This is a genomic window from Geobacillus thermopakistaniensis, assembly GCF_000498995.1.
GTDB classification, from domain to species: Bacteria; Bacillota; Bacilli; order Bacillales; family Anoxybacillaceae; genus Geobacillus; species Geobacillus thermoleovorans.
On record NZ_AYSF01000030.1, the window covers coordinates 21,800 to 37,720 of the forward strand.

Below are 15,921 nucleotides of genomic sequence, written 5' to 3' on the forward strand. Positions count from 1 at the left end.
TTTCCTGCTGTTTTCGCTATAATGTCGTCATGAATATGGATGAATACAAGCGATGACGAGGACATGGGTGCATTTTTACGGTTTCCAGAGAGGGAAGGCAGCGGCTGGAACCTTCCTAACACGAAAAATGCGCTTACCCCCTCAGAGCTGCGGCAGCGAACGCAACGCCCAGTAGTTGCCGCCGGTGGACGACCGTTATTCTTGTTGAGCCATGGCATGGCGAGGCGCTGCCATGGGAAGAAGGGTGGAACCACGATGAAAACTCGTCCCTTTAGGAGGGAGGAGTTTTTTTATTTTTCCATTTTCATCATCATGACAAAGGAGTGATTGCCGATGCCAGACGTCATTCGCATCACGTTCCCAGATGGGGCGGAAAAGGAGTTTCCGAAGGGGACGACGACGGAAGACATCGCTGCCTCGATCAGCCCGGGGCTGAAGAAAAAAGCGATCGCCGGCAAACTGAACGGCCGGTTCGTTGATTTGCGCACGCCGCTTCACGAAGATGGCGAGCTTGTCATCATTACCCAAGACATGCCGGAGGCGCTTGACATTTTGCGCCATAGCACCGCCCACTTAATGGCGCAGGCGATCAAGCGGATGTATGGCAACGTCAAGCTCGGCGTCGGTCCGGTCATTGAAAACGGCTTTTACTATGATATCGACATGGAGCATAAGCTGACGCCAGACGACCTCCCGAAAATCGAAGCGGAAATGCGCAAGATTGTCAAAGAAAATTTGGACATCGTCCGCAAAGAAGTGAGCCGCGAAGAAGCCATCCGGCTGTATGAAGAAATCGGCGATGAGTTGAAGCTCGAGTTGATCGCCGATATTCCGGAAGGCGAGCCGATTTCGATTTATGAGCAAGGCGAGTTTTTCGACCTTTGCCGCGGTGTGCACGTGCCGTCGACTGGAAAAATCAAAGAGTTCAAGCTGCTCAGCATCTCGGGGGCCTACTGGCGCGGCGACAGCAACAACAAAATGCTGCAGCGCATCTACGGCACGGCCTTTTTCAAAAAGGAAGACTTGGATCGTTATTTGCGCCTGCTTGAAGAAGCGAAAGAGCGCGACCACCGGAAGCTCGGCAAAGAGCTTGAGCTGTTTACGACATCGCAACAAGTCGGACAAGGCTTGCCGCTATGGCTGCCGAAAGGAGCGACGATCCGCCGCATTATCGAACGGTACATCGTCGACAAAGAAGTGGCGCTCGGATACGAAAAAGTCTGCCGAAAANATTTTGACGGCGAAAATGAGGCCGAAAATTACAAAGAAAACATGTTCCCGCCGATGGAGATGGACAACGAAGAACTTGTGCTTCGTCCGATGAACTGCCCGCACCATATGATGATTTACAAAAGCAAGCTGCACAGCTACCGCGAGCTGCCGATCCGCATCGCCGAGCTCGGCACGATGCACCGCTATGAAATGTCTGGAGCGCTTACCGGCCTGCAGCGCGTCCGCGGCATGACGCTCAACGACGCCCACATTTTCGTGCGCCCGGACCAAATCAAAGACGAGTTCAAGCGCGTCGTCAACTTGATTTTGGAAGTCTATAAGGATTTCGGCATTGAGGAATACTCGTTCCGCTTGTCTTACCGCGATCCGCATGACAAAGAAAAATATTATGATGACGATGAAATGTGGGAAAAAGCGCAACGCATGCTGCGGGAAGCCATGGACGAGCTCGGCCTCGATTACTACGAAGCGGAAGGGGAAGCGGCGTTTTACGGGCCGAAGCTCGATGTGCAAGTGCGCACGGCGCTTGGCAAAGACGAGACGCTCTCGACGGTGCAGCTTGACTTCCTGTTGCCCGAGCGCTTTGATTTGACATACATTGGCGAGGATGGGAAGCCGCATCGTCCGGTCGTCATCCATCGCGGCGTCGTCTCGACGATGGAGCGGTTTGTCGCGTTCCTCATCGAGGAGTATAAAGGCGCGTTTCCGACATGGCTCGCCCCGGTTCAAGTCAAAGTGATCCCCGTGTCGCCGGAGGCGCATCTCGATTACGCGTATGACGTGCAACGGACGCTGAAAGAACGCGGCTTCCGCGTCGAAGTCGACGAGCGCGACGAAAAAATCGGCTATAAAATCCGCGAAGCGCAAATGCAAAAAATCCCGTACATGCTCGTTGTCGGCGATAAAGAAGTGTCTGAGCGAGCGGTCAACGTCCGCCGCTATGGAGAAAAAGAAAGCCGGACGATGGGGCTTGACGAGTTTATGGCCTTGCTCGCTGACGATGTGCGGGAAAAACGGACAAGATTAGGGAAAGCGCAATAAACCGTTGACAGGCGACATAAACGTTCAAGCGCTACAAGGAAGCAACGGTGGCGATGGCCCATGTCATGGGCGGTTTTTCAAAGAAATGGCGGCGTGAACAAGATTTTCTCTTGCCAATTGAATGTTGATCCGCTATAATAAAGGACGTTGTGTTTATCAAGATCCGCTCCTTGACATGCCATCGCCAAGGTGGTATAGTGTATAAAGTGGAATGATTGCTTGTTTGTAACAAAAGCAGAAGCACCCCGCTTCTCACCTGACCGACGCCAAGACGGCTGTTGGCAGGTTGTTACGGTTCGTCAATGCGAGTGTAAGGACGTACTGCGCGGGTGCTTTGTGCATCTGCGCTTTTTTTTGGGCTGGAAGTGGGGCTCTGCTGGCAAACAAGCCAGTCGGAAAAAACCTTGGAGGTGGCTCATTATTAGCAAAGATTTTATTATCAACGAACAAATTCGTGCCCGTGAAGTGCGCTTGATCGACCAAAACGGCGAACAGCTTGGCATCAAGTCGAAGCAGGAGGCGCTTGAGATTGCGGCAAGACGCAACTTGGATCTTGTGCTTGTCGCGCCGAACGCCAAACCGCCCGTTTGCCGCATCATGGACTACGGCAAATTCCGCTTCGAGCAGCAGAAGAAAGAGAAAGAAGCGCGCAAAAAACAAAAAGTGATCAACGTCAAAGAGGTGCGCCTCAGCCCGACGATCGAGGAGCATGACTTCAACACGAAGCTGCGCAATGCGCGCAAGTTTTTGGAAAAAGGCGATAAAGTGAAGGCGACGATCCGCTTTAAAGGTCGGGCGATCACCCATAAAGAAATTGGGCAGCGCGTCCTTGACCGCTTCTCGGAAGCGTGCGCCGACATTGCCGTTGTCGAAACGGCGCCGAAAATGGACGGGCGCAACATGTTTTTAGTGCTCGCACCGAAAAACGACAACAAGTAAGGAGGAACCTGCGATGCCAAAAATGAAAACTCACCGCGGCTCGGCGAAACGGTTCAAAAAAACGGCCAGCGGCAAATTAAAACGCGGTCATGCCTATACGAGCCACTTGTTTGCCAATAAAACGAAAAAACAAAAGCGTCATCTCCGCAAAGCGACGCTTGTCTCGCCTGGCGATTTCAAACGCATCCGCCAAATGCTTGACAACTTGAAATAACGACCGACTATAGGAGGGAACGATTATGCCACGCGTAAAAGGTGGACCAGTGACGCGCAGACGTCGCAAAAAAGTGTTAAAACTCGCAAAAGGCTATTTCGGCGCGAAACACGCATTATATAGAGTCGCGAACCAACAAGTGATGAAATCGCTCATGTATGCGTATCGCGACCGCCGTCAACGGAAGCGCGACTTCCGCAAACTGTGGATTGTCCGCATCAACGCGGCGGCTCGCCAAAATGGCTTGTCCTACAGCCGTTTGATGCACGGCTTGAAGCTGGCCGGCGTGGAAGTGAACCGGAAAATGCTCGCCGACTTGGCGGTGAACGATCAAGCCGCGTTCGCCCAACTCGCCGACTTGGCGAAAGCGAATTTGAATAAATAACAACGATGGCCATCCTTGATCAGGGTGGCCATTTTCTTATCAAGGAAAGGGATCGATATGGTACAATACGGGATAGCGATCAACCTTCTCGCTTTTTTCGTGATGGGGGTCGACAAATACAAGGCGAAGCGCCGCCGCTTTCGCACCGCCGAGCGGACGCTTTGGCTGCTGGCGTGGTTGGGTGGAGCTCTGGGGGCAATGGCGGGCATGTACACGTTTCGTCATAAAACGCGCCATCGGACGTTTCGCTATGGTTTGCCGCTGTTGGCAACGGTGGAGCTGTTTCTCTATTGGCGATGGATGAGGTAGAAAGGGGAGGAGAGAATGAATTGGCCTTTGCTTTACGATATGCAGCGCATGTTGGATCGGCGCATTGAAACGGAGCATGGCTTGATGGAGGAAGATTTGTTTGCCCGCAAGCAGCTCGCCTTTCTTGTGGAGCTGGGTGAACTCGCGAATGAGACGCGTTGCTTTAAATTTTGGAGCATCAAACCGCCCGCGCCAGCCGAGCGAGTGCTTGAGGAATATGTTGACGGCTTGCATTTTTTATTGTCGCTCGGGCTGGAGTGCGGCTTGTTTTATGAAGAAAACGAAGCTCCGTCGGCGGGACGGCCGCTTGTCGAGCAGTTTCTTGCCGTGTTTCGCGCCGCCGAGCGGTTCGGGGAGACGAGAGCGCGAGGGGAATATGATGCGCTGTTTGCGGAGTATTGGCGGCTTGGCGTGGCGCTCGGTTTTTCTTCCGACGACATCGAGGCGGCGTATCGGCGGAAAAATGAAGTGAACCACAAGCGGCAAAACGAGCGCTATTGATCTTTTTTTCGGGTGGCGAATGATTCATTTTGCCAATCGTCAGCCTTTTCAAGTATAATAAAAAAGTGGACAAAACCGGAAAGGGGTGCCAAGATGGCGAAGTTGGACGAAACGTTGACGATGCTGAAAGCGCTGACCGATGCGAAAGGCGTCCCGGGCAATGAGCGGGAAGCGCGCGATGTGATGAAGACATACATAGCTCCGTATGCGGATGAAGTGACAACGGATGGCCTCGGCAGCTTGATTGCCAAAAAAGAAGGGAAATCGGGCGGGCCGAAAGTGATGATCGCCGGCCATTTGGATGAAGTCGGCTTTATGGTGACGCAAATCGACGACAAAGGATTCATCCGCTTCCAAACGCTTGGCGGATGGTGGAGCCAAGTGATGCTCGCCCAGCGCGTGACGATCGTGACGAAAAAAGGCGACATCACCGGCGTCATCGGTTCGAAGCCGCCGCACATTCTGCCGCCGGAGGCGCGCAAAAAACCGGTGGAAATCAAAGATATGTTCATCGACATCGGCGCGACAAGCCGCGAGGAAGCGATGGAGTGGGGCGTCCGCCCGGGCGATATGATCGTGCCGTATTTTGAATTTACGGTATTGAACAATGAAAAAATGCTGCTCGCGAAAGCATGGGACAACCGGATCGGCTGTGCGGTCGCCATCGATGTGCTCAAGCAGCTGAAAGGCGTCGACCATCCAAACACGGTATACGGCGTCGGCACGGTGCAGGAAGAAGTCGGCTTGCGCGGCGCGCGCACGGCCGCCCAATTCATTCAGCCAGATATCGCGTTTGCTGTTGACGTCGGCATTGCCGGCGACACGCCGGGGGTGTCGGAAAAAGAAGCGATGGGCAAACTCGGCGCCGGCCCGCACATCGTCTTGTACGACGCAACGATGGTGTCGCACCGCGGCTTGCGCGAATTTGTCATCGAAGTGGCGGAAGAGCTCAACATTCCGTACCATTTTGATGCCATGCCAGGCGGCGGTACGGACGCGGGAGCGATTCACTTAACCGGCATCGGCGTTCCGTCGCTCACGATTGCCATCCCGACGCGCTACATCCACTCGCACGCCGCCATTTTGCACCGCGACGACTACGAAAACACGGTCAAGCTGCTTGTTGAGGTGATCAAACGGCTTGACGCCGACAAAGTGAAACAACTGACGTTTGACGAATAAAAACACCGGCCGATTCGGCCGGTGTTCGTCATTGTTTAACCGCCTGCTCGAGTGTTGTGAGCATCATGTCTTTTTGTTGCTCATTGGCATGCGTCCAAATGGCTTCAAAGAGGACACCGAGGCCGGGCAAATATTTTTCCTCGCCTCGTTGGATCGCATCTTCGATCGTATGTTCCAGCTGCTCTTTCGAGTTGTTGGCTACGTTGTGCATAATGGCTTCCCGCAAGTTCAAATCCATTTGTCTCACCTCGTTGGCCGTATTGTACACCGTTATCGTTTGCCAATGGCGGCGGATTTATACATGGAGCGGCTCTCGTATATGGTATAATAGAGGAAAAACTAGACCGAAATGAGTGATGGCGACGATGGACGAGAAACCGCTCTATGGATTGGAACGAACGGTATTTCGCCAACTGCTCCATCTATTTTCCCGTTATGCTGATGTCATTGAAAAAGTCATTTTGTTCGGCTCAAGAGCACGAGGCGATTACAAGGAAGGATCGGATATCGATTTGGCGATCCAATTTCGAAAACCGGGAGGCCCGCTGTACCTCCTGCAATCGGACTTGGATGAACTTCCGATCATTTATCCGATCGATGTTGTTGATTACAATCAAATTCACAACGAACAGCTAAAAATGAATATTGACCAAGAAGGAAAGACGATTTTTCAAACGAACGAGCACGGGAAGGTGATGGTCACAATGAGCCGGCTGATGGATCGATTTTACGATTTCGAACGGGCGCTCTCCAAACTCCGGCAAAGTGCCGCAAGAGACGCCCAAACGGATGACCTTGTTGTTGATGCGACCATTCAACGCTTTGAATTCACGTACGAACTAGCATGGAAATGGATGAAACTTTATTTGGAGCATCAGGGATACGCTGAAGTGACGAGTCCGAGGAAAACGATTCGCGAGGAGTTTCGGGAAGGGTTGATTCAAGACGGAGAGACATGGCTTCGCATGCTCGAAGACCGCAACCGGACGTCCCATACGTATGATGAAGAAACTGCCATGGACATGTATGAACGCATTCGCACCCCCTATATCCCGCTGTTTGACCGCTTGCTTGACGAAATGAAACAACGGCTTGACTCGGCGACATGAGCGGCCGGCGTGCGGAACGGAACGCGCTTGGCTTTGTGAAGGAACTTGACTTTGGTCGTGAAAGATGACAACGGCACACATTTTGCTATAATCAAAGGAAGAAACTTGATGCATGAGGTGACGACACAATGGAGAAAGCGACATTCGCCGGCGGCTGCTTTTGGTGCATGGTGACGCCGTTTGAGGAGCTCGATGGCATTTACGGCATCGTCTCCGGCTATACAGGGGGACATGTGGAAAATCCAACATACGAGCAAGTGAAAACCGGCACGACCGGCCACTACGAAGCGGTGCAAATCACCTTCGACCCGGACGTCTTTCCGTATGAGCGGCTCTTGGAGCTGTATTGGTGCCAAATCGACCCGACCGATGACGGCGGCCAGTTTCACGACCGCGGGCCGCAATACCGGACGGCGATTTTTTACCATAACGAAAAACAGCGCCAGCTCGCCGAGCAGTCAAAGCGGGCGCTCGAGGAAAGCGGGCGCTTCTCCAAGCCGATCGTGACGAAAATTTTGCCGGCCACCACGTTTTATCCGGCGGAAGAGTACCATCAAAACTATCATAAGAAAAATCCGGAACATTACAAGCAAGATCGAGCCGCCTCGGGGCGTGACGAATTTATCGCCAAACATTGGGGGACGAAGCGGTGAAGCGGATCGAATCGCCGAAAAATGCGCGCGTCAAACAATGGAAAAAGCTGCTGACAAAAAAAGGGCGCGATGAGACCGGATTGTTTTTGCTTGAAGGGTTTCATCTTGTCGAAGAGGCCATAAAAAGCAACGCGCCCCTTGTCGAGCTGATCGTTGATGAGCGGACGGCCGTCCCGCCCGGCTGGAACGTCACAGGTGTCCCGGTTACGATCGTGACCGAAGCGGTGATGAGGGCGATCAGCAGCACGGAGACGCCGCAAGGCATCGCCGCGGTGTGCCGGCAGCTGTCGACCGAGCTTGAAGGCGTGAAGACCGCCTTGCTTATTGACGCCGTGCAAGATCCGGGCAATCTTGGGACGATGATCCGCACCGCCGATGCCGCTGGGATCGATGCCGTCATCCTCGGTGAGGGATGCGCCGACTTGTACAATCCGAAAGTGGTGCGGGCGACGCAAGGGTCGCTGTTTCACCTTCCGGTTGTCAAAGGCGATCTGGCACAATGGATCGCGCGTTTCAAGGAGCAGGGCATTCCGGTGTACGGCACCGCCTTGGAGAACGCCGTCGATTACCGCACCGTTCCACAATCGTCTTCGTTCGCCTTGCTCGTCGGCAATGAAGGAAGCGGCGTCCGACCCGACCTGCTGCGCCTAACGACAGAGAACGTGTACATCCCGATTTACGGCCGCGCCGAGTCGCTGAACGTCGCCGTTGCGGCCGGAATTTTGCTTTATTCCTTGCAGGCGGTGCGGTAAAATAGAATCGAAAATCAATAGGACAAGGGAGCGGAGACAGATGGATGGCGAACTGCGGGCGTTATTGAACGCTGTGCTCGAGCGTCTTGATGTTCAAGGGGCCTACATCGAACAAATGCGCATGGATATCGTCAAGCTGCAAGGAAGCGTGAAACAACTCGAAGACAAAGTCGATCGCCTTCAAAGTGATGTGGACGCCATGAAAAAAGACATGGACGCCATGAAAAAAGACATGGATGCCATGAAAAAAGACATGGATGCCATGAAAAAGGACATGTTGGGGGTCAAAAAAGATGTCGCCGCGCTCAAGGAAGGGCAAGTGCGGCAGGAAAAAATTATGGAGCGCCTTGCCATCCGCTCGATTGAACAGGAAGCGGAAATCGATGAGCTGCGCAAAGAAATTTCGGCCTGACCTTGCCTTTGCCCACTCATTTGCGTATAATGAATAGCGACAATTTCCCATACGGACAACAACGATGACGGAGAAAAGTAGCTTGCTGTTCGCCATCCAGGGAGAAAACGCCATAGACTGGGAGCGTTTTTATGGCCGGCGCAAGTGAAGTTCACCTCCTGAGTTGACACCGGGACCATCCCGACGAGGGATGTAAAGGTGTTCCGGCTTTCGGCCGTTATCGCAATGAAGTGAACAGCACGCTTATGCTGTTAACAAGGGTGGTACCGCGAGCAACAACTCGTCCCTTACCGGGGCGGGTTTTTTTTATCATCTTAAACCGAGAAGCCCCCCGCTTCTACGCGTGAGCGTAAGTGGGAGGGCGTTCAACTGAAATGAGGAGGGATTGATGTGAAAGAACGGCTGTACGAGCTGAAACGCCAGGCGCTCGAACAAATCGGCCAAGCCCGCGACTTAAAAGCGCTGAACGACGTGCGCGTCGCCTATTTAGGCAAAAAAGGGCCGATCACCGAAGTGCTGCGCGGCATGGGGGCATTGCCGCCGGAAGAGCGCCCGAAAATCGGCGCGCTTGCCAATGAAGTAAGAGAGGCAATCCAACAGGCGCTGGAAGCGAAACAAGCGAAACTGGAACAGGAGGAAGTGGAGCGGAAGCTGGCTGCCGAGGCGATTGATGTGACGCTGCCGGGCCGGCCTGTGAGTCTTGGCAACCCGCATCCGCTGACGCGTGTCATTGAAGAAATTGAAGACTTGTTTATCGGCATGGGCTATACGGTCGCCGAAGGGCCGGAAGTGGAGACCGACTATTACAACTTTGAGGCGCTCAACTTGCCGAAAGGACATCCGGCCCGCGATATGCAAGATTCGTTTTACATCACGGAAGAGATTTTGCTTCGCACCCATACGTCGCCGATGCAGGCGCGGACGATGGAAAAGCACCGCGGGCGCGGCCCAGTGAAAATCATTTGCCCGGGCAAAGTGTATCGCCGCGACACCGATGATGCGACGCATTCGCACCAGTTTACGCAAATTGAAGGATTGGTTGTTGACCGGAACATCCGGATGAGCGATTTGAAAGGGACGCTGCGCGAATTTGCCCGCAAGCTGTTCGGGGAAGGGCGCGACATTCGCTTCCGGCCGAGCTTTTTCCCGTTCACGGAACCATCGGTCGAAGTCGATGTGTCCTGCTTCCGCTGCGAAGGGCGGGGCTGCGGCGTCTGCAAAGGCACCGGTTGGATCGAAATTTTAGGAGCCGGCATGGTGCATCCGAACGTGCTTGAGATGGCCGGTTTTGATTCGAAAACGTACACCGGCTTTGCGTTCGGCATGGGGCCGGAGCGGATCGCGATGCTGAAGTATGGCATTGATGACATCCGCCATTTCTATCAAAACGATCTACGTTTCTTGCGGCAATTTTTGCGTGTGTAACAGAAAAAGGAGGAGTTGGGAATGCTCGTTTCTTACCGTTGGCTAGGGGAATACGTCGATTTGACGGGCATCACCGCCAAAGAGCTCGCGGAGCGGATTACGAAAAGCGGCATTGAAGTCGAGCGGGTCGAAGCGCTTGACCGGGGAATGAAAGGAGTCGTCATCGGTCATGTGCTCGAGTGCGAGCCGCACCCGAACGCGGATAAACTGCGGAAATGCCTTGTCGACTTGGGAGAGGACGAACCCGTGCAAATCATTTGCGGCGCCCCGAACGTCGCCAAAGGGCAAAAAGTCGCCGTCGCCAAAGTCGGGGCGGTGCTGCCGGGCAATTTCAAAATCAAACGGGCGAAGCTGCGCGGGGAAGAATCGAACGGTATGATTTGTTCGCTCCAAGAGCTTGGCGTCGAAACGAAAGTCGTGCCGAAAGAATACGCGGACGGCATTTTCGTCTTTCCAAGCGACGCGCCGATCGGCGCCGATGCCATCGAGTGGCTCGGCTTGCATGACGAAGTGCTTGAACTGTCCTTGACGCCCAACCGCGCCGATTGTTTAAGCATGATCGGCGTCGCCTATGAAGTCGCCGCCATTCTCGGCCGCGATGTAAAACTGCCGGAAGCGGCGGTCAAGGAAAACAGCGAACATGTCCATGAATACATTTCCGTGCGCGTTGAGGCGCCGGAAGACAATCCGCTGTACGCCGGGCGGATTGTGAAAAACGTCCGGATCGGCCCGTCGCCTCTTTGGATGCAAGCGCGTTTGATGGCGGCCGGCATTCGCCCGCACAACAACGTCGTCGACATTACGAACTACATTTTGCTTGAGTACGGCCAGCCGCTTCATGCGTTTGACTACGACCGCCTCGGTTCGAAGGAGATTGTCGTCCGCCGTGCAAAAGCGGGCGAAACGATCATCACCCTTGATGATGTCGAGCGGAAGCTGACGGAAGAACATCTCGTCATCACCAACGGCCGCGAGCCGGTCGCCTTAGCCGGCGTGATGGGCGGGGCGAATTCGGAAGTGCGCGACGACACGACGACCGTGTTCATTGAAGCGGCGTACTTTACAAGCCCGGTCATCCGCCAAGCGGTGAAAGACCACGGGCTGCGCAGCGAGGCGAGCACCCGATTTGAAAAAGGGATCGATCCAGCGCGGACGAAAGAAGCGCTCGAGCGCGCCGCGGCGTTGATGTCGGAATACGCCGGCGGCGAGGTCGTCGGCGGCATCGTCGAAGCGAGCGTGTGGCGCCAAGACTCAGTGGTGGTGACGGTCACGCTCGAACGCATCAACGGCGTCCTCGGCACGGCAATGTCGAAAGAGGAAGTGGCCGCGATTCTTTCGAACTTGCAATTTCCGTTTACGGAAGACAACGGAACGTTCACGATCCACGTCCCGTCGCGTCGGCGCGACATTGCAATTGAAGAAGATATCATTGAAGAAGTCGCCCGTTTGTACGGCTACGACCGCCTGCCGGCGACGCTGCCGGTGGCCGAGGCGAAACCGGGCGGACTCACGCCGTACCAGGCGAAGCGCCGCCGCGTCCGCCGCTATTTGGAAGGAGCCGGCTTGTTCCAAGCGATCACGTATTCGTTGACGAGCCCGGACAAAGCGACGCGCTTTGCGCTTGAGACGGCCGAACCGATCCGCTTGGCGCTGCCGATGAGCGAAGAGCGGAGCGTTCTTCGACAAAGCTTGATTCCGCATCTGCTCGAAGCGGCGAGCTACAACCGCGCCCGCCAAGTCGAGAACGTCGCCTTGTACGAAATCGGCTCTGTCTACTTGTCCAAAGGAGAACACGTCCAACCGGCGGAAAACGAGCGGCTTGCCGGCGTTCTCACCGGCTTATGGCACGCCCATTTGTGGCAAGGCGAGAAAAAAGCGGCTGATTTTTACGTCGCCAAAGGCGTTCTTGACGGGTTGTTCGACTTGCTTGGGCTGTCCAAGCGCATCGCGTACCGCCCGGCGAAACGCGCCGATTTGCATCCCGGACGGACGGCGGACATTGTGCTTGACGGCCGGGTCATCGGCTTTGTCGGCCAGCTCCATCCGGCCGTGCAAAAAGAGTACGATTTAAAAGAAACGTACGTCTTCGAGCTCGCCTTGGCCGAGCTGTTGAACGCCGAAAGTGAAGCGATCCGCTACGAGCCGATTCCGCGATTCCCGTCCGTCGTGCGCGACATTGCCTTGGTCGTCGACGAAAACGTCGAAGCTGGCGCCCTCAAGCAAGCGATCGAAGAAGCCGGGAAACCGCTTGTCAAAGACGTCTCCCTCTTTGACGTCTACAAAGGCGACCGCCTGCCGGACGGGAAAAAATCGCTCGCCTTCTCGCTCCGCTACTACGATCCGGAGCGGACGCTCACGGATGAAGAAGTCGCCGCCGTCCACGAGCGGGTGCTCGCCGCGGTCGAGAAACAATTTGGCGCGGTGCTGCGCGGGTAAAACGAAAAGCTGTTCCAAAAAGCGACTCGCTTTTGGAACAGCTTTTTTTGGATGGATGGCATAGAATCGGAGCAAGGAAATAGGATTTGGAAGGTTCCGCTGAATCATCGCCTGATGTCCAAAACATGCATATAGATGCCATTTGAAGCTTTAAGATTCGTCGCTTTTCCTAAGCATTGGATCGACTGCCAAGACGTGATGGAGGCAAGCCTTGGCAGTCGAAAAAATGGACAAGCGGCTTTTCCGTTAAGGAGATGGTAAACGTTTTCGTTGCGTCGATACAGATGCGGTTGTGCTGCCCTGTCAGCCGCGTTCGGCGATGATTTGCCCGGTTTGCGACACATCGTATCCGCCAAGCGCTTCGAGTTCGGTGCGGAACGAATCGGAGCGAAGCACGTTCAAGACGGCGGCGATGAGCGGTTCGTTCTCCCGCGTCCGCAGCATGACGACATCATACTGCTCTTTCATCAGCGGAATGAACTCGACGCCGGCCATTCGCGCCACTTTTTCCGTGCCGATGCCGACATCAGCGAGACCCGCCGCCACCGCGGAGGCGACGCTCAAATGGCTTGTCTCCTCACGCTCATAGCCGCGAATAGCGGACGGTGACAGCCCATGCAGGCGCAGCTGTTCATCCAAGAGCACACGCACCCCCGCTCCTTTTTCCCGGTTGACGATCACGACGTCGCTCCTTCCTAAGTCGCTCCACGTTTGAATGCCGCGCGGATTGCCTTTTTGCACGTAAAACCCGATCGGCCTGCGCATCAAGTTCACCATGATGTACGCATGGCCTGTCAACAGCTTTTCAACATAGGGACGGTTGTACTCACCCGTTTGCCCGTCAAACAAATGCACGCTGACGATGTCACATTGCCCTTTGTATAGAGCGATCAATCCGTTGAGGCTGCTCGTATAGGTGCGAAGCGATTGATAAGGGCCGCCTTTCTCGAGATGGACGCCAAGCAAATCGAGCGCCATATCTTGACCGCTGATGATGATGGGGCGAAAAGCGGTTTCGGTCGGCCGTGAAACGGCGGGGGAAACGGTGCTTGCCTCCCCTTTTTGCCCGGCGATGTACCGCTTGAGATCATCCGCGGTGATCCGCATTTGCCGCCCAACGCGAAAGGCGGGCAGCTTCCCTTTTTTCACTAAATCATACACCGTTAGTTTTGACACCTTTAATAAGGAAGCGATTTCTTCAATCGTGTATGACTGCGGCTCCGGCATCATGCAATCCTCCTTTCTTCCATTGTAGCGCAAAGAAAGGGAGGTGAAAAAATTTTTTCTTTCATAACTATTTATCATTATTTATAATTAGATATCATTACATATAAAAATCTAAATGGAGATAAGGGGGATGTAGATGCGAAAAATGGCATGGCTTGTCGCGGTGGTCTTGTTGTTCGGCTTGTATGGCTGCGACAGCGGTTCGAAAGAGGGGGCTGGGCAAACGAAATCGGCGGACAAAGTGGAGCTCACTATCTCCGCCGCGGCCAGTCTGCAAGAAGCGCTGGAAGAAGCGAAAACGGCGTTTGAACGAAAGCACCCGAACATCCGCATCCAATATAATTTTGGCGCGTCGGGCGCCTTGCAAAAACAAATTTCCGAAGGGGCGCCGGTCGATCTCTTTTTCTCCGCGGCTGCCGAGCCATTTGAGGAACTGAAAAAGGAAGGGCTGATCGATTCCAAACACGAAAAAACCGTGCTCGCCAACGAGCTGGTGCTCATCGTTCCGAAACAAGGAGAAGAGGCGATTCAGTCGCTCGATGACATCACCCGCGCCAAACGAGTGGCGATCGGCATCCCCGAGTCGGTGCCGGCCGGCATGTACGCCAAACAAACGTTGGAGAAGGCGGGGCTGTGGGAGCAGGTGAAAGCGAAGCTTGTTTACGCGAAAGACGTTCGTCAAGTGCTGACGTACGTGGAAACCGGAAACGTCGACGCCGGGTTTGTGTACCGGACGGACGCGCTCGTGTCGGACAAAATCAAGATCGCCGCCTCCGTGCCAAGCGGCATGCACGACCCGATCGTCTATCCGCTTGGTGTTGTCAAGACGAGCAAACATCTCAAGGAGGCGCGGGAGTTGTATGATTATTTGACGAGCGAACAAGCGCTCCAAATATTCGAACAACACGGGTTCCGACCAAGCCGTTGAATCTGCTTCCCATTGGGAGGGGATATATGGTAAAATAAAGGCGATGCCAATCGAATAGGCGATGGAGTTCGCCATAACCGCCGGCTTCCGGCTGATGACTCCTGCTGCAAATTGAAGCGGCAGGAGTCTGTTCATTTTTGGAAGGAGGGGTCCTTATTGGTCTATCTCGCTGTCGGCATCGCCGGCATGATCGGCACGCTTGTCCGCTATGGCCTCGGTTTGGTTGTTCCCGCCGCCGCCGTCGGCGGCTTTCCGCTCGGGACGCTTTTCATCAACTGGACAGGCTCGTTTTTGCTCAGCTGGTTCACCGTGATGTTCACCCGCCGCCCCGCGTGGCCGCCATGGCTGAAAACAGCCGTAACGACCGGGTTCGTCGGTTCGTATACGACGTTTTCGACGCTTAGCGTTGAATGTGTGGAATTGATGGAACAAGGGCGCTTTGGCATGGCGGCCGTTTATATCGCTGCCAGCCTGTTTGGCGGGTTGCTCGCCTCATGGGCTGGATATGCCGCCGCTCAACCGGAACGGAAGGAAGGGATTGGATAATGTACGCACCGCTGTTTGTGGCGATCGGCGGTTTTTTCGGCGCCATGGCCCGCTATCTCGTCAGCCGCTGGGCGGCTCGGCGTTCGCCGCGTTTTCCGCTCGGGACGCTCATTGTCAACTTGCTTGGGTCCTTCTTGCTCGGCTGGCTCGCCGGAAGCGGCGCCGCCGATGCCGCAAAACTGCTTGTTGGCACGGGCTTTATGGGCGCGTTCACCACGTTTTCGACCTTAAAATGGGAAAGCGTGCAAATGATGCAGCAACGCCAATGGGCGAAGGTTGTCGTTTATTTGGCGGCTACGTATTTGTGTGGCGTTTGGCTCGCGTGGCTTGGCTATCACGTGGGGCGGTGACCGCAGCGCCGAAAAACAAGCATTGTTTCTTAATTAGTTGATTGTGAAAAAGAACGTTCTTGGCTTGCTTTTAGAGGGCTGGTGATTGAATGAAAAATGTGAATCAACAACAGTGTTTTTCAATTTGATAAGCCTTGTAAAATCTGTTTTTCTCTTTGATCAAAAATGACCGATTTGCAGGAATGATTGTTTTTTCATCGCCCTTCTAGGCAATCAGTATGGATGAATGGATAGAAAAATCTTCCCCGCAAACGATTCGTTCGCGGGGAAACGGAGATC

General features: G+C 54.4%; 18 protein-coding genes, 1 riboswitch and 3 other annotated features. Of the genes, 16 read left to right on the forward strand and 2 right to left on the reverse strand.

The features are described 5' to 3' along the window. Nucleotides 1–43: 43 nt before the first annotated feature. Nucleotides 44–274, forward strand: a binding site (T-box leader). Between the two features lie 59 nt (nucleotides 275–333). The 7 genes from thrS (at nucleotide 334) to T260_RS134900 (ending at nucleotide 5,804) form a co-directional block, all read left to right on the forward strand. After that, nucleotides 334–2,274, forward strand: a complete 1,941-nt coding sequence (thrS, locus tag T260_RS134925) for a threonine--tRNA ligase (RefSeq protein WP_023633471.1) — start codon at nucleotides 334–336, stop codon at nucleotides 2,272–2,274. Nucleotides 2,275–2,500: 226 nt separating this feature from the next. Then, nucleotides 2,501–2,634, forward strand: a sequence feature (ribosomal protein L20 leader region). Beyond that, nucleotides 2,629–3,213 carry a translation initiation factor IF-3 gene (gene infC, locus T260_RS0119670; RefSeq protein WP_075261478.1) on the forward strand — a complete coding sequence of 195 codons (585 nt, stop codon included), beginning with the start codon at nucleotides 2,629–2,631 and terminating at the stop codon, nucleotides 3,211–3,213. Its footprint overlaps the feature before it by 6 nt. Nucleotides 3,214–3,226: 13 nt before the next feature. Beyond that, nucleotides 3,227–3,427: a 50S ribosomal protein L35 gene (gene rpmI, locus T260_RS134920; protein WP_011232191.1), complete on the forward strand. Its 201-nt coding sequence runs from the start codon at nucleotides 3,227–3,229 to the stop codon at nucleotides 3,425–3,427. 25 nt (nucleotides 3,428–3,452) lie between these two features. Beyond that, entirely contained in the window at nucleotides 3,453–3,812 is a 360-nt protein-coding gene (rplT, locus tag T260_RS134915; RefSeq protein WP_011232190.1) for a 50S ribosomal protein L20, read from the forward strand. 57 nt (nucleotides 3,813–3,869) lie between these two features. Beyond that, nucleotides 3,870–4,121 (forward strand): DUF1294 domain-containing protein, encoded by a 252-nt coding sequence (locus tag T260_RS134910; protein WP_023633472.1) that lies wholly within the window; start codon nucleotides 3,870–3,872, stop codon nucleotides 4,119–4,121. Nucleotides 4,122–4,136: 15 nt separating this feature from the next. Next, nucleotides 4,137–4,622 (forward strand): dUTP diphosphatase, encoded by a 486-nt coding sequence (locus T260_RS134905; protein WP_011232188.1) that lies wholly within the window; start codon nucleotides 4,137–4,139, stop codon nucleotides 4,620–4,622. Nucleotides 4,623–4,715: 93 nt separating this feature from the next. Next, nucleotides 4,716–5,804 carry a M42 family metallopeptidase gene (locus T260_RS134900; protein WP_011232187.1) on the forward strand — a complete coding sequence of 363 codons (1,089 nt, stop codon included), beginning with the start codon at nucleotides 4,716–4,718 and terminating at the stop codon, nucleotides 5,802–5,804. 28 nt (nucleotides 5,805–5,832) lie between these two features. On the opposite strand, the gene sspI is transcribed toward T260_RS134900, so the two are convergent. Further along, nucleotides 5,833–6,042, reverse strand: a complete 210-nt coding sequence (sspI, locus tag T260_RS134895; RefSeq protein WP_013524294.1) for a small acid-soluble spore protein SspI — start codon at nucleotides 6,040–6,042, stop codon at nucleotides 5,833–5,835. Nucleotides 6,043–6,169: 127 nt separating this feature from the next. On the opposite strand from sspI, the gene T260_RS134890 reads away from it, so the two are divergent. The 6 genes from T260_RS134890 to pheT all read left to right on the forward strand — a co-directional run bounded on the left by T260_RS134890 (nucleotide 6,170) and on the right by pheT (nucleotide 12,591). Next, entirely contained in the window at nucleotides 6,170–6,913 is a 744-nt protein-coding gene (locus T260_RS134890) for an HI0074 family nucleotidyltransferase substrate-binding subunit (protein WP_031212285.1), read from the forward strand. A 128-nt stretch (nucleotides 6,914–7,041) separates the two neighbouring features. After that, nucleotides 7,042–7,566 carry a peptide-methionine (S)-S-oxide reductase MsrA gene (gene msrA, locus T260_RS134885; RefSeq protein ID WP_013144533.1) on the forward strand — a complete coding sequence of 175 codons (525 nt, stop codon included), beginning with the start codon at nucleotides 7,042–7,044 and terminating at the stop codon, nucleotides 7,564–7,566. Further along, complete coding sequence (locus tag T260_RS134880) at nucleotides 7,563–8,318, forward strand: TrmH family RNA methyltransferase (RefSeq protein WP_021322141.1); 756 nt, start codon at nucleotides 7,563–7,565, stop codon at nucleotides 8,316–8,318. The genes msrA and T260_RS134880 overlap by 4 nt, the downstream gene beginning before the upstream one ends. 40 nt (nucleotides 8,319–8,358) lie before the next feature. Next, nucleotides 8,359–8,730, forward strand: a complete 372-nt coding sequence (locus tag T260_RS134875; protein ID WP_011232182.1) for a hypothetical protein — start codon at nucleotides 8,359–8,361, stop codon at nucleotides 8,728–8,730. A gap of 55 nt (nucleotides 8,731–8,785) precedes the next feature. Beyond that, nucleotides 8,786–9,021 (forward strand) — a binding site (T-box leader). Between the two features lie 99 nt (nucleotides 9,022–9,120). After that, a complete protein-coding gene (gene pheS, locus T260_RS134870) occupies nucleotides 9,121–10,155 on the forward strand; it encodes a phenylalanine--tRNA ligase subunit alpha (protein ID WP_011232181.1) in 1,035 nt (344 codons plus the stop codon). 21 nt (nucleotides 10,156–10,176) lie between these two features. Further along, entirely contained in the window at nucleotides 10,177–12,591 is a 2,415-nt protein-coding gene (pheT, locus tag T260_RS134865; RefSeq protein WP_021322144.1) for a phenylalanine--tRNA ligase subunit beta, read from the forward strand. A 303-nt stretch (nucleotides 12,592–12,894) separates the two neighbouring features. Here pheT and T260_RS134860 read toward each other — a convergent pair whose 3' ends face one another. Then, nucleotides 12,895–13,818, reverse strand: coding sequence for a substrate-binding domain-containing protein (locus tag T260_RS134860; protein WP_023633474.1), 924 nt, complete (start codon nucleotides 13,816–13,818; stop codon nucleotides 12,895–12,897). 136 nt (nucleotides 13,819–13,954) lie between these two features. Here T260_RS134860 and modA point away from each other — a divergent pair, with 136 nt between their 5' ends. From modA to crcB, 3 genes are all read left to right on the forward strand, one after another. Further along, complete coding sequence (gene modA / locus T260_RS134855) at nucleotides 13,955–14,746, forward strand: molybdate ABC transporter substrate-binding protein (protein ID WP_023633475.1); 792 nt, start codon at nucleotides 13,955–13,957, stop codon at nucleotides 14,744–14,746. 48 nt (nucleotides 14,747–14,794) lie between these two features. Beyond that, nucleotides 14,795–14,857, forward strand: a riboswitch (Fluoride riboswitch). A 45-nt stretch (nucleotides 14,858–14,902) separates the two neighbouring features. Continuing rightward, entirely contained in the window at nucleotides 14,903–15,292 is a 390-nt protein-coding gene (locus T260_RS134850) for a fluoride efflux transporter FluC (RefSeq protein WP_014196497.1), read from the forward strand. Beyond that, nucleotides 15,292–15,642 carry a fluoride efflux transporter CrcB gene (crcB, locus tag T260_RS134845; protein ID WP_011232176.1) on the forward strand — a complete coding sequence of 117 codons (351 nt, stop codon included), beginning with the start codon at nucleotides 15,292–15,294 and terminating at the stop codon, nucleotides 15,640–15,642. The genes T260_RS134850 and crcB overlap by 1 nt, the downstream gene beginning before the upstream one ends. Nucleotides 15,643–15,921 lie beyond the last annotated feature (279 nt).